Raw genomic sequence first — 13,480 nt, 5'->3', positions numbered from 1 at the left:
TGCAGCTCGTTCGTGAAACACCGCGGAACCGGCTTCGCCGGCCCGCTGGTGTTGCCCCCGGCAGGGCGGAGGGAGGAGCGGCACGCAGTGCCGCGGAGCCTGGGGGATTACCTGTTATATGCGGTCTCGCCGTGCGAAGTGATGTCGAGGCCTTCGCGCTCTTCCTCTTCCGTCACGCGCAGCCCGATCGTCAGGTCGGCGATCTTGTACGCGATGAACGAGACCACGCCCGACCACACGATGGTCAACACCACCGCCTTGAGCTGGATCCAGACCTGCGGACCGATCTCGCCGGCCACGGTGGTCGCCGTGACCCAGTCGCCGACGAAGCCGGGGCCGCCGAGGGCTTGCGTATTGAACACGCCGGTGAGCAGCGCGCCGGTGATACCACCCACGCCGTGCACGCCGAACACGTCGAGCGAGTCGTCCGCCTTCAGCAACTTCTTGAGGCCATGCACGCCCCAGAGGCAGGCGAAGCCGGCAACGAAGCCCACCACGAGTGCCCCCATCAGGCCGACGTTGCCGGCGGCCGGCGTGATCGCCACGAGGCCGGCGACGGCACCCGACGCGGCACCCAGCATCGAGGCCTTGCCCTTCATCAGCGCTTCACCGAGGGACCATGCCAGTACGGCGGCAGCCGTGGCGGAGAAGGTGTTCATGAAGGCGAGCACCGCACTGGTACCGGCTTCGAGCGCCGAACCTGCGTTGAAGCCGAACCAGCCCACCCACAGCAGCGATGCACCAACCATGGTCAGCGTCAGCGAATGCGGCGTGAAGGCTTCCTTGCCATAGCCGACGCGCTTGCCGACCAGGACTGCACCGACCAGGCCGGCAACGGCCGCGTTGATGTGCACCACGGTGCCGCCGGCGAAGTCGAGCGCGCCCCATTGCCAGATCAGGCCGGCCTTGGCGTTCGTCGCATCGACCACCGCCGCGCTGGTGTAGGCGTCCGGACCCATCCAGAACCAGACCATGTGCGCGATCGGCGCATAGCTGAAGGTGAACCAGATGACCATGAACAGCAGCACGGCCGAGAACTTGGCACGCTCTGCAAAGGCACCCACGATCAGCGTGCAGGTGATGCCGGCGAAGGTGGCCTGGAAGGCGGCGAACAGCAGTTCGGGGATGTAGACGCCCTTGCTGAAAGTCGCGCCCGGCGCAAAGACGCCCGTGGCCGGATCGAAGATCCCCTTCATGAAGAGCCGGTCGAACCCGCCTATGAATGCGTTGCCTTCCGTAAACGCAAGGCTGTAGCCGTAGATCAGCCAGATCACCACGATCAGCGAAAACGTGACCATGACCTGCATCAGGATCGACAGCATGTTCTTGCTGCGGACCAGGCCGCCGTAGAACAGGGCCAGGCCGGGCACGGTCATCATGATGACCAGCAGCGTGGCGACGATCATCCAGGCAGTGTCGCCCTTGTTGAAGGTCGGAGCGGCCGCCGGTGCCGCAGCGGCGTCGGCGGGTGCGGCACCGGCGGCCGCGGCGGGGGCTGCAGGCGTGGCCGCGGCAGGGGCCGGCGCCGCGGCGGGGGCTGCGGGGGTAGCGGGTGCCGTGGCTTCGGCGGCTGGCGCTGCTGGGGCGGGCTGTTGGGCATAGCCCGACAGGCTGGCGGTCAATACGCCCACGCCGAGCGCGAGTGAGACGAGCAACTTTTTCATTTGGGGTTCTTTCGTGCCTTGAAGTGCTGGAAATCAGAGGGCTTCACGGCCGGTTTCGCCGGTACGGATACGAACAACCTGCTCCAGGTTGTAGACAAAGATCTTGCCGTCGCCGATCTTGCCGGTGCGGGCTGCGCCCTCCACGGCTTCGATGACGCGCTCGACGAGGTCGTCGGAGACCGCCGCTTCGATCTTGACCTTGGGGAGGAAGTCGACCACGTATTCCGCGCCGCGGTACAGCTCGGTGTGGCCCTTCTGCCGGCCGAAGCCTTTGACCTCTGTCACGGTGATGCCCTGGACGCCAATCGCCGAGAGCGCTTCGCGCACCTCGTCCAGCTTGAAGGGTTTGATGATGGCTGTGACCAGCTTCATGGTTCTGTTACTCCTCAGGAAGATTCGGGTGGCTCGACCCCTGCAAGGGCCGGGCCTGCTTTCGTTTAATTTAGAGCGTCTTCGTCAGGGTGACGATGAAGCGCGCCTTGTTGGGGGAGTAGGTCGATGCGCCGATCGGGCCGAAACCGAGGTCGAAGCCAGGGTGGTTCGGCACCGCGTAGGCGCTCTGCTGGTTGGCGCCCTGCACCGAGCCGGCCAGTGCCAGGCCACCGCCGAAGTCCCAGCTGGCGCCCACGTTGTAGTCCAGGTAGTTCTTGAAGCCGAGGCTGCGGATGTCCGCCGACATGAAGGTGTAGCCGACGGCCGCCTTCAGCGTGAGGCTGGTCAGCACTGTCTTGCTGTACGACAGGTTCAGGTAGCCCGTGTTGGTGCCCTTCAGGCCCGAACCGGCCTTGGCGCCGGCGTAGTTGAAGTAGTCCTTCGACACGGTGGTCGAGTACTTCGCGGTGAACCCGCCGATGGCCTCATCGGACCAGGTGGCCGAGCCGTAGAGTTCGGTCGTGTTGCCGGCGGTATTGCCCGAGTAGTAGTACTGCAGCACGCCGAAATCGAGGTCGACCGGGCCCGCCTTGAACTTGTAGCCGCCGTAGAAGTCGCTCTCGATGCTGTTGCCCGGCAGCCAGTTGACGCTGGAGTTCCAGTTGCCAACGTAGAAGCCGCTTTCATGCGCGTAATCGAAGCCACCCTGGATCGCCGGCTTGAACCAGCTCGTCTTGACCGGGCTGTTGAAACCGCTGCCGATCATGTCCTGATCCTGGCCGCGAAACTTGTAGTTGGTGGTCAACGAGACGTTCGCCGTGATTGGCGAAACAACCGGCGCCGGGGCAGCAGGCGCAGCGGCAGCCGAATCTGCCGCTGGGGTGCTCTGCGCGAAGGCGGCGCTCGACGCAGCGAGCGTCGCGGCCAGTGCAACCAAAGCCTTGGCAGTGTTACGGTGCATCATCAAGAAAACTCCTGCGTATATTTGAAAGGGTTAGAACCCCTTCAAAGCAGGGAGCGTGCCAAAGTGCCGATCGGGGTGCTGGATAACCCTCAGGGTCGTTCACAAACGTTCACAAATGGCCGGGCGATTCTTATGGAAGTGTTTCGCGGATGAACCCGTTGAACTGAAAAGAAAACAAGAATGCACCATCGGGTGTTGGGTGCACCATTTTGGTGAGGGAGTGAATATGAGTCTGTCTTTGGTGCAAAGCCGCGCTTTGCTAGGCCTGGAAGCGGCAAGTGTCACGGTCGAGGTGCATCTGGCCAATGGTTTGCCCAGCTTCACGCTGGTCGGGCTGGCCGATGTGGAAGTGAAGGAGGCGCGCGAGCGCGTGCGCTCGGCCATCCAGAACGCCGGGCTGGACTTTCCGAACAACAAGAAGATCGTGGTGAACCTGGCGCCTGCCGACTTGCCGAAGGACTCCGGCCGCTTCGATCTGCCGATCGCGCTGGGCATCCTCGCCGCCAGCGGCCAGGTCGATGCGGCGCAGCTCGCGGGCCATGAGTTTGCGGGCGAACTGTCGCTGTCAGGCCATCTGCGACCGGTGCGTGGCGCCTTGGCGATGGCGCTGGCCCTGCACAGCCGGGACATCGCCACCAGGCTGGCGCTGCCGACCGAGAGCGCGCGCGAGGCGGCGCTGGTCCCGAGCTCGGAGGTGTACGGCGCGCGCCACCTGCTCGACGTGGTCCGGCGCTTCTGGCCGGCAGGCGCCGCCGAGCCACCGGAAGGCGAACCTGGCGAAGACGGGTGGGCGCTGCTCAAACCAGAAGCCTGCGCTCACATTCAAAAATATCCCGACCTGGCGGACGTGAAGGGGCAAAGCGCCGCCAAGCGCGCACTCGAGATCGCAGCCGCGGGCGGCCACAGCCTGCTGATGGTCGGGCCGCCGGGCTCCGGCAAGTCGATGCTGGCGCAGCGCTTCGCCGGACTGCTTCCGCCGATGACGGTCGACGAGGCGCTGGAGAGCGCGGCAGTGTCGAGCCTGGCGGGGTGCTTCGGCGTCGAGAAATGGGGCGTGCGGCCGACTTGCGCGCCGCATCACTCGGCCAGCGCAGTCGCGCTGGTCGGTGGGGGATCGCCGCCACGGCCCGGAGAAATCTCGCTGGCGCACCACGGCGTGCTGTTCCTCGATGAGTTCCCGGAATTCCAGCGGGCGGCGCTGGAAGCGCTTCGCGAGCCGCTGGAGACTGGCACGATCACCATCTCGCGGGCTGCAAGGCGTTCGGAGTTCCCGGCGCGCTTCCAGTTGATCGCGGCCATGAACCCCTGCCCCTGCGGCTTTGCGGGCTCGCCGCTCAAGGCCTGCCGCTGCACGCCGGACCAGATCGCGCGCTACCAGGGCAGGCTCAGCGGCCCGTTGCTGGACCGCATCGACCTGCACGTCGAGGTGCCGGCCATCCCGGCCCACGAGTTGCTCACCGCGCCACCCGGCGAAGGCACGCCCGGCATCCGGAAGCGCGCCGAGGCGGCCCGCGAGCGCGCCATCGCACGGCAAGGCCAGCCGAACCAGGCGCTGCACGGGACGCAGATCGATTTGCATGCGGGCCTCGACGACGCCGGCAGGCGCTTCATGCAGACGGCCGCGACCAAGCTCGGCTGGAGCGCGCGCTCGACGCACCGCGCCCTCAAGGTTGCGCGCACGATCGCCGACCTGGCCGGCTCGCCGCAGGTCCTGGCGGCGCATGTGGCGGAGGCGGTGCAGTACCGGCGCGCGTTACACAATGCGGCATGACCGCGGGGCGCGCCGCATGAACAAGTCGCACGCAAAGGTCGCACGCATAGGTCGCACGCATAGGTCGCACACAAAGGTCGCACGCACAAGTCGCACGCATAAGTCGCTTGAATAAATCGCTCGAGCAAGTCGCATTGAATAGGTCGCAGAGACAAGTCGCATGGATGAGCCCTCCTTTCGCGAGGACCGCCGCACCGGGCCGCTGGTGGGAGGTTGGTATGGCGACACCCAGGGCGCGCGGCTGGGAGGCGAGCATTGACCTATGACCGCCGCATGGTGGGCTGGCTGTCGGTCGGTCAGCTCGTCACCTGGGGCAGCGTGTTCTATGCGTTTGCGCTGCTGATGGAGCCGGTCGAGCAGTCGCTGGGCCTGAGCCGCGCGCAATCGTCGCTCGCCTTCAGCCTCGGCCTGCTGGCCGAGGGCGCGATGGCCTGGCCGATCGGCCGCTGGATCGACCGTGGGCACGAGCGCGCCGTGATGACCGTCGGGTCACTCGTGCTGGCGCTCGGCCTGTTCGCACACAGCTTCGTAGAGGGCGCGGCCGGTTTCTATGCGGTGTGGCTGGTGCTCGGCGCGGCGCTCGCGGCCACCCTGTACAGCCCGGCCTTCGCGATCGTGACGCGCCGCTTTCCGCACGACTTCCGCCGCGCGATCATCACGCTGACCTTCCTGGGCGGACTGGCCAGCACGGTGTTCATTCCGCTGGTCGCATGGCTGGTGAACGCGCTCGGCTGGCGGCATGCGCTGTGGGTGCTGGCGGCGATCCACCTGCTGGTGTGCGTGCCGCTGCATGCCACGGTGCTGCGCGGCGCGCCACGCCCGTCGGCGCGGTCACAGCCCGGCGCCGCGCGGACGCCGCTGCCTGCGTCCCACTACATGCGCAGCAAGCCCTTCCTGCTGATCGGCGTGTTCAGCGTGCTGCTGATGGCGGTGACCGCCGCACTGCCGCCGCACATGGTGAGCCTGCTGCGCGGCAGCGGCCTGCCGGAGGCTTGGGCCATCGCTGTGCCGGCGACCATCGGCATCGTGCAGGTGTTCGGCCGCGCACTGCTCTATTTCTTCGAGCACCGCTTCGACCTGCACCTGGCCAACCGGCTGATACCCTGCCTGATCCCGCTGGGCCTCGCGGCGCTGCTGGCCGGCAGCGGCCATGCGGGCGCGGCATTGCTGTTCGTCGGGCTCTACGGCATGGGCAACGGCATGCTCACCATCGTCAAGGGCACGGCCATCGCGCAATACGTGAACCGCGACCACGTGGCCACGCTGAACGGTGCGCTGGGCCTGCCGATGGCCATCGCCCGCGCCATCGCGCCGCTGATGCTCGGCCTGTTGTGGACGCCGGCCCAAGGATATACGGCCGGGCTGTGGGTCTTGCTGGCGGCCAGCCTGGTGGCGGAGCTGGCGCTGGTCGGCGCGCAGCGCGCGCGGGCACGCTGACGGCGCCGTCTCCGCTCCGCTCCGCTGTGCATCTGCATCTGCATCTGCCTCTGCCTCTGCCTCTGCATCTGCCCCTGCCCCTGCCCCTGCCCCTGCCCCTGCCCGCTACATCTTCTGCGCGTCCAGCGCCTACAAAAGTCCGCGGCCGGCGAGGTTGCGCATCAGCGCACCGATGCCGAAGGTCCAGCGCGCGGCATCTTGCGAATGCGTCACGCGGTTCACCAGCGCGCCGAGTTCCGGCGCGGAGATGATCACGCGATCGCCCACCACGTGCGTGAAGCCCTGGCCGGGGCCGTGCCGGTCCTGGGTCGGCGCGAACATGGTGCCGAGGAACAGCATCAGGCCGTCGGGATAGTCGTGGTGGCGGCCGATGGCCTGGCCCACCAGGTCGAGCGGATCGCGGCTGATCTTCGAGAGCGAGCTGGAGCCTTCCATCTGGAAGCCTTCCGGCCCGATGACCTGCAGGCCGACGGTGATGCGGCGCACGTCCTCGATGCCGAAATGCGCGTCGAAGAGACGGATGAAGGGACCGATGGCGCACGAGGCGTTGTTGTCCTTGGCCTTGCCGAGCAGCAGTGCGCTTCGGCCTTCGAAATCGCGCAAGTTGACGTCGTTGCCCAGCGCGGCGCCAAGTGTTTCGCCGCGGCTGTCGACGGCCAGCACGACCTCGGGCTCGGGGTTGTTCCACACCGAGCCCGCATGAATCCCCACGTCGGCACCCAAGCCAACGGCGGAGAGCACCGGCGCCTTGCTGAAGATCTCGGCGTCGGGGCCGATGCCGACCTCCAGGTACTGCGACCACACGCCTTGCGCGATCAGCACCTCCTTGACCTTCGCGGCCTGCGCCGAGCCGGGCACGATGCCGGCCAGGTTGTCGCCGAGCACGTCGCTGAGCCCCGCGCGGATCGACTCGGCCTTGGCCGCGTCGCCACGCGCCTGCTCCTCGATGACGCGCTCGAGCAGGCTCGCGACAAAGGTCACGCCGCTGGCCTTCACGGCCTGCAGGTCGCAGGGCGCGAGCAGCCACGGCTTTGAAGGATCGCGGCTGGCTTCGTCGCTGTTGGCCAGAACGGCGTCGAGCGCAGCGATGCGCGGCGCCTGCCCGCCGTCCAATGCAGCGCGAACGCGGGCGGCGACATCGCGGAATTCCAGCAGTTGGCTGACGGTCGGTGCGATGCGCGAAAGATCGTGCAGGCCACCCTGGTTCACCGCCACCGGTGTCGGCCCGACATCGGGTTGCCAGATTCGGCCGATGAGCGTTGCGCGATCGGCGTCGCGCGGGAGGGTTTGTGCGGGCGAGAGTGTCGCGTTCATTGAGGACTCCGTAGGATGCGCGCATGCAAAAAAAAGCGGCGCCGCCAGCATTGCTGGTGGCGCCGCCTGGCGCGATCCTACGGGATGCACAGGCAAAGCCGTGCCCCCTGTCCCGGCCACTGTTGCGAGATCAAGGTATCAGATCGGTCGCGTTCACTTTGACATTGACGTCCGCAATCACGGTCCCGGCAGCACCTGTCTGCCTGAGCGCGTCCAGTGCGTTTTCGGCCTCGTCGGGTCCCTGGAGCGACCTCCCATCACCGGGATAGCGGTGATGTCTGGCGCGCTCCAAGGAACCAACTCAACTACCCGATAACAAGCTGGTGGTTGGCCAACAACGTCGCCAGATCGACATTCACGCCGTTGAACTGGGCCAGAGCGACGGCCGTGTAATTGCTGCCCGCTCCGTCACGGTCGATCATCAGCGTGTTGCCATTCATGCTCAGATAGTCGCCGATGGTCTCGCCGGCATCGATCGTGGCCACGCCATTGACGTAATGCGCCGCACCTTCCGCGCTGGCGGTGTAACCCACCAGCAACTCGTGGATATCGATGCGGTCGGCATTCGGCGCAGCCTCGTAGGCGCCAACGGAGAAGCCGTTGACGATATCGGTGCCGTTTCCACCCGTGGCGTTGTCGCTGTTCAACTTGAAGGCGATGGTGGAATGCCCGCCACTTCCCAGGTTGTAGGTGTCATTGCCACCGCGGCCATCGAAGTAGTTGTTGCCTCCGTTGCCCGTGAACATGTCATCTCCCGAACCGCCGGCGATGCCTTCGATATCCTTGAGCGTCACCGTATTCCAACCCGTGTTCTGCGCCTCGATGTTGCTCAGGTCCACTGTCAGTGCAGTCGAATCGGCCAGCTTGAAGTCGAGGACGTGCTGCCCATCGGCATCGGTCCAGACATCGACGCCAGGACCGTATTCCGTTCCGGCAGCGCCGGTGGTCGGGTCCGCGGCCAACGCGAAGGCAAGCGCTGGCGCTGCTGCCGCATTGGCATCCCGCACGGTCAGCCCGTCCTGGACCATCAGTTGCACGGTCGGGTCCGCCGCGGCGGTGTAGACGTGGTACGTCACCCCGTTTTCCACGATGGTCGCGGGATTCGCAGTCCATGCCGATAGATTGACCTCCACGATGTCCCGGGCGCCAGTGGCGGCATCGCCCGCATCGCCCGTCACGTGCAGCACGTGCTTGCCGCTGGCATCCACACCGGTCACGGCCAACACATCGCTCGGCGTCAGCGAGAGCTTCTGCGCCACGTTGTTGCCCAAGTGGATGACCTCGATATCGCTGACCTTGCCGGTCATCGATCGCAGGTTCAGGTCGTTGTTCGAATCCCAGACCAGGGTGTCGGTGCCAGCACCGCCCTTGACGCTGGCGAAGCCGATGCCGTTGACGAACATGGTGTCGTCTCCGGCACCGCCGTCCACCGTGGTCGAACCACGGCCGTCGAGCACGTCGTGGCCCGCGCTGCCGACCACATTGGGTACCGGCACGGCCGGGACGTAAGTGACCTCGGTCAGGCCCTCGCCGGGCGGGTCGAGCGGCTTCAGCCCCAGCGTCGTGTCCAGATCGATCAAGCGGCCCTTGATGGCCGAGCCGTTGCCATCGCCCGCACCGTAGTCGGTCCAGGTGACGTAGAGCTTGCCGCTGTCCAGGAAGGTGGCATTGACCTCCTTCTGGTCTCCGACGACCAGTTGGTTGATTTGCAACTGCTGGCCGACCTTCTTGCCGGTGTTGTCGAAGTACTGGGCATAGATGCCAAAGGTACCGGCACCCGGCGCTGTATCCGAGGCCGACAGGAACACCGAAACGAAGCCGCCGTCAGGGCGCGCGACCACCATCGCCTGCTGCTGATCGCCGGGGGTCGACGTATTCACCATGAATTCGTTGGAGACGGCCTTGCCCGCCGGATCGAAGATCCGGCCCCAGACGCTCCCACCCGACTGGTCCAGCCCGGTGTTGTCGTACGAGTCCCAGGTCACGATGAAATTGCCATTCGACAGGGCGGCAACCGTGGGTGTTCCTTGCGTGCTGGCCGTGGTCTGGTTGGCCAGGAACTCCGCCTTCATGATATGGGTGGTCGGATCGTAGATCCGAACATAGGAGTCCACGCCAGCGGAGCCGCCTGCATTCTTTTCATAAGTGAAGACCACTTGCCCATCGGCGAGCGTGGTGAGGCCGGCCTTGGGTGGTACCCAGCTTTCATTCACCTTGGCGACCAGCAATTCTCCCGTTACCGGGATGCCCTTGTTGTCGTACTGGCGCGCATAGACTTCCCAGTTGCCGTCCTTGCTGTTCGAGATCCAGTCGACCATGTAGCCACCGTCCTTGAGCGCGGTGATGCTGGCCTCGCGTTGGTCCTTGTTGTCGTCCAGGTTGACCATGAACTCGGTGCCCACGGGCGCCAGCCCGTTCACATGGCTCGTCGCGTCATAGCTGTAGGTGTACTGCTGCGATCGGATGCTGTAGCCGCCACCTGACGCCCAGTTACTCCATACCACCTGGATGCTGCCATCCTTGAGCACATCGACGTCGGGATAGCCCTGGTAGTCGAAGGTCGTGGTGTTGACCAGGAACTCGTTGCCGACCGGCATGCCCGCGGCATCGAACAGCTGCCCCTTGACGCTCTTGTTGTTGCCGTCGCCCGTGTCGGATTGCCACACGGTCACGAAGCCGCCATTGGGCAGGTGCGTGGTGGCCGCATATTTCTGCTCGCCGCCGATCGCCTTGTTGACGATGAATTCCGAGTAGTAGCCGGTGTCGATGTCCAGCGTCGTACCCTCGACCGCAAAACCGCTGCCGTCGAGCTTGTCCGTCTGCCAGGTGACGTAGATGTTGCCGTCGGCCATCAGCGTCGCATCGAAGACATGCTGCAGGTCGACGTTGTCCCAGCCCGCGCCCTGGTTGCCGTCGGTCGTGGGATTGACCAGGAACTCGTGGCCCAGCTTGTTGTCGCGGGCATCGTAGCGCTGCGCATAGATTGCCGAGCCGCTGCCGTCGCCGCCGTCCGAGCCCCAGATCAACATGTAGCCTCCGTCATTCAGCGCTACGGGCACGGGCTTGTATTGCTTGCCCTGCACGTAGGTGTTGACCAGGAAGTCGGCGGAGCCCGTGAGTTTCACGGCGCCCGTCGCGCTGTCGAAGGTGTAGTGCGCAGCACGCACGTCCGAACCGACGCTGCCAGTGGCGTCGGTGTCCCAGACGGCCAGGAAACTGCCGTCCTTGAGCGTGATCACGTCGGGGTAGTTCTGGGAGTTGCTGGTCGTGGTGTTGACCTGGAACGTCGCGCCCAGCGGCGTGCCGTCCGCCTTGTGCAGCTGCCCGATGACACCGGAATAGCTGTTGTCGGCCGGGCCTTGGCTGCCCGTCCACACTGTCACGTACATGCCGGCGTGCGCAGCGTCGGTAAAGATCGCCATTTCCGGAGCGCCCTCGTCGCCGTTGGACGTCGACCCCGCGCTCACCACGGTTTCGGAGCCAACCTTCTGGTTGTTCGCGTTGTAGGTTTGCTGGAGGATGGGGTCGTTGAACGACGCATCCGGGTCGCTGAACCAGGAGATGACGTAGCCACCATCGGGGAGTGCCATCACGCTGGGCTGGCGCTGGGCGCCTGCCGTGCTGGTGTTGACACCGAATTCGTCGGTCACGGCCACGCCCGCCGCGTTGTAGCGGCGCGCCATGATGCCGTCGCCATTGGTGTCAGGTCCGGCCGCGTACGACTCCCAGACCACGATGTAGCCGCCATCGGCCAACGCGGTGACCTGCGGGCTGTCCTGGTTTCCGCTGCTGCGCTGGTTGACCAGTTTTTCGCCGCCGATCCTTTGGATGCCCGTCGGGTCGTACAACTGCATGAAGACATCGGCTGTGTCTCCGCTCTGCCACGTGAAGACCAGGGTGCCGTCCTTGAGCGTGGTCACGCTCGGATTGGCCTGGTCTTTTACGGTTGTCGTGTTGATCTGCTCGGAGTGCTGGATCAACTGGTAGTTGCCCAGCGCCTTGCCCTGGATCAGGATGTCCGCGCTGCGATTGCCCGCCGGATCGGTCACCGACAGCTTGCCCTCTTCCTGGTTGGCCAGGGGATTGGGGGCAAGACTCCAGATGCCGTTCTGGTCCGCAACCGTGGAGAAGACGGTCCCGGCCTTGTTGGTGACGGTGACGGTGGCGCCCGCCTCCGTCTCGCCGCCCAGGCCGACGATCGTGTTGGTGGACAGGCCCACGTTGGGGGCCACGGTGTCGACCAGGAAATCCCAAGGCTGGCTGGCCGCACTGAGGTTGCCGGCCGCGTCGGCGGCAACGACCGTGAAGCTGTGCGCGCCGTCGGTCAACGAAGTGGCCTGCGTGTAGCTCCACTTGCCGTCGGCCTGCACCGTGGTCGATCCAACCTGCTGGCCGTTGTCGTACACCTTGATGGTGTCGCCCACGGTGCCCGTGCCGTTGATGGTCGGTGTCTGGTCGTTGGTCACGCTGCCATGCGCCGGCGTGACGAACGTACGCGTGCCTACGTCGTCCGCAAAGGTCACGATCGTGGGTGCCGTCGGCACCGTGGCGTCGAGCATGGCACTGTCTTGCGCCGGCACCGAGGAATTACCGAACTTGTCCTTGACGCTGGCCGTCATCGTGAGGGTGCCGCCTTCGGCCGGGTTGGCGAAGGTGGTGGTCACGAAGCCCGCGCTCACGTCCGCTGCCGTCAGTGTGAAGGTCTTGCTGGTGATGCCGTCGGACACGGTCACGACGTCGCCTGCCGCCACCTTCTGGAAGTTGATGCGCACGGCCGCCAGCCCACCCACTTCCGCCGCCTTTTCCGCCGCGTTGATGATGCCGTCGTTGTCGGCGTCGGTAGTGATGACCACGGCATTGGCCGGGTCCAGCGTCGAGGTGCCGTTGGCCTGCATCTTGGCGCTGTCGACGGCGTCCGCCGAGGTGTTGCCTGCCGGGTCGGAAATGTGCGCCGTCACGGTGATGGTGGCGCCGTCGGCCGGGTTGGCAAAGCTCGTGGTTACGAAGCCTGCGTCCACGTCCGCGGCCGCCAGCGAGATGGACTTGGTGGTCGTGCCGTCGGTGACGGTGACGACGTCGCCCGCCTCCGCGCCTGAGCCCAGCTTGATCTTGACCGCCACGTCGGCGCCGAGTTCGGTACCGTTGATGATGCCGTCGTTGTCGGCATCGCTGGTGATCTCCACCGCGAGTGCCAGGCTCGGCGCCATCCGGTCAATGGTGATGGAGAAGCCGGGCGAGGCTGTTCCCGAGTTGCCTGCGGCGTCCTCGACGCACGCGGTGTAGACATAGGTCTTGGCGTTGATCAGGCCGCTGTCCGGGAAACTCCAGTTGGTGCCGTCCACGGTCGCGTTGCCGAGCTTGATGCCGTCGCGGTAGATCGCGACCTGTTCGCCAGCACCCAGGGGGCCGGCAATGGTGCCGTTGAGCACCGGCTTGGTGTCGTCGGTCGTGGGGGCCGTACTGGTCGGGCTCGTCACCGAGCCCACATCATCTGCGTAGCTGGTGATGGTCGCAATCGCCGTCGGTGCGGTCGTGTCGACCGTCACGGCGTAGTCAGGGGAGTTGGCGCCGTGGTTGCCCGCCGTATCCACCACCCGTGCGGTATACGTGTAGGTCAGGCCATCGGCCAGGCCGGCGTCGGCATAGGTCCAATCCTTGTCGGTCACCGTCGCAGTGCCGATCACCACGCCATCGCGCAGAACTTCCACGTGCTCGCCGCTGGCCAGCGGCGCCGAGATGGTGCCCGACAGCGACGGGGTCAGGTCGTTGGTGTGGCCGTTATGGGCTACCACACCGATCACTGCCAACTGGTCGTCGTTGACCGCCGTGATCACGGTGGCCTGAGTCGGCGCCGCGGTGTCCACGGTGAAGGTACGCGCCGGGCTCTGTGCACTGACGTTGCCCACGGCGTCCACCGAGGCGGCGGTCACGCTGTGCAGGCCTTGCGCCAGTGGCGAC

At 65.9% G+C, this 13,480-nt stretch carries 7 protein-coding genes; 2 read left to right on the top strand and 5 right to left on the bottom strand.

From position 1 onward, the window contains the following. Positions 1 to 107: 107 nt before the first annotated feature. The 3 genes from WKW80_RS25820 to WKW80_RS25810 all read right to left on the bottom strand — a co-directional run bounded on the left by WKW80_RS25820 (position 108) and on the right by WKW80_RS25810 (position 3,000). A complete protein-coding gene (locus WKW80_RS25820; protein WP_340366432.1) occupies positions 108 to 1,664 on the bottom strand; it encodes an ammonium transporter in 1,557 nt (518 codons plus the stop codon). Positions 1,665 to 1,697: 33 nt separating this feature from the next. Continuing rightward, on the bottom strand, positions 1,698 to 2,036 hold the full coding sequence (gene glnK, locus WKW80_RS25815; protein WP_057597341.1) for a P-II family nitrogen regulator: 339 nt from the start codon (positions 2,034 to 2,036) through the stop codon (positions 1,698 to 1,700). Positions 2,037 to 2,106: 70 nt separating this feature from the next. After that, a complete protein-coding gene (locus tag WKW80_RS25810) occupies positions 2,107 to 3,000 on the bottom strand; it encodes a TorF family putative porin (RefSeq protein ID WP_340366431.1) in 894 nt (297 codons plus the stop codon). A 226-nt stretch (positions 3,001 to 3,226) separates the two neighbouring features. On the opposite strand from WKW80_RS25810, the gene WKW80_RS25805 reads away from it, so the two are divergent. Beyond that, entirely contained in the window at positions 3,227 to 4,771 is a 1,545-nt protein-coding gene (locus WKW80_RS25805) for a YifB family Mg chelatase-like AAA ATPase (RefSeq protein ID WP_340366430.1), read from the top strand. A 255-nt stretch (positions 4,772 to 5,026) separates the two neighbouring features. Continuing rightward, complete coding sequence (locus WKW80_RS25800) at positions 5,027 to 6,208, top strand: MFS transporter (RefSeq protein WP_340366429.1); 1,182 nt, start codon at positions 5,027 to 5,029, stop codon at positions 6,206 to 6,208. A 129-nt stretch (positions 6,209 to 6,337) separates the two neighbouring features. Here WKW80_RS25800 and WKW80_RS25795 read toward each other — a convergent pair whose 3' ends face one another. Together WKW80_RS25795 and WKW80_RS25790 are read right to left on the bottom strand one after the other, a co-directional pair. Further along, positions 6,338 to 7,522, bottom strand: a complete 1,185-nt coding sequence (locus WKW80_RS25795; protein ID WP_340366428.1) for a fumarylacetoacetate hydrolase family protein — start codon at positions 7,520 to 7,522, stop codon at positions 6,338 to 6,340. 305 nt (positions 7,523 to 7,827) lie between these two features. Further along, positions 7,828 to 13,452 carry an Ig-like domain-containing protein gene (locus WKW80_RS25790; protein ID WP_340366427.1) on the bottom strand — a complete coding sequence of 1,875 codons (5,625 nt, stop codon included), beginning with the start codon at positions 13,450 to 13,452 and terminating at the stop codon, positions 7,828 to 7,830. Positions 13,453 to 13,480: the final 28 nt, after the last annotated feature.

The sequence above is a fragment of the Variovorax humicola genome (assembly GCF_037889915.1).
GTDB classification, from domain to species: Bacteria; Pseudomonadota; Gammaproteobacteria; order Burkholderiales; family Burkholderiaceae_C; genus Variovorax; species Variovorax humicola.
The sequence above is the reverse complement of the archived record's forward strand: the minus strand, read 5'-3'. Positions and strand labels throughout refer to the sequence as shown.

Excerpts from the sequence above, each read along its gene's own strand:
- WKW80_RS25820 (WP_340366432.1), bottom strand. The coding sequence starts at position 1,664 with ATGAAAAAGTTGCTCGTCTCACTCGCGCTCGGCGTGGGCGTATTGACC.
- glnK (WP_057597341.1), bottom strand. The coding sequence starts at position 2,036 with ATGAAGCTGGTCACAGCCATCATCAAACCCTTCAAGCTGGACGAGGTG.
- WKW80_RS25810 (WP_340366431.1), bottom strand. The coding sequence starts at position 3,000 with ATGATGCACCGTAACACTGCCAAGGCTTTGGTTGCACTGGCCGCGACG.
- WKW80_RS25805 (WP_340366430.1), top strand. The coding sequence starts at position 3,227 with ATGAGTCTGTCTTTGGTGCAAAGCCGCGCTTTGCTAGGCCTGGAAGCG.
- WKW80_RS25795 (WP_340366428.1), bottom strand. The coding sequence starts at position 7,522 with ATGAACGCGACACTCTCGCCCGCACAAACCCTCCCGCGCGACGCCGAT.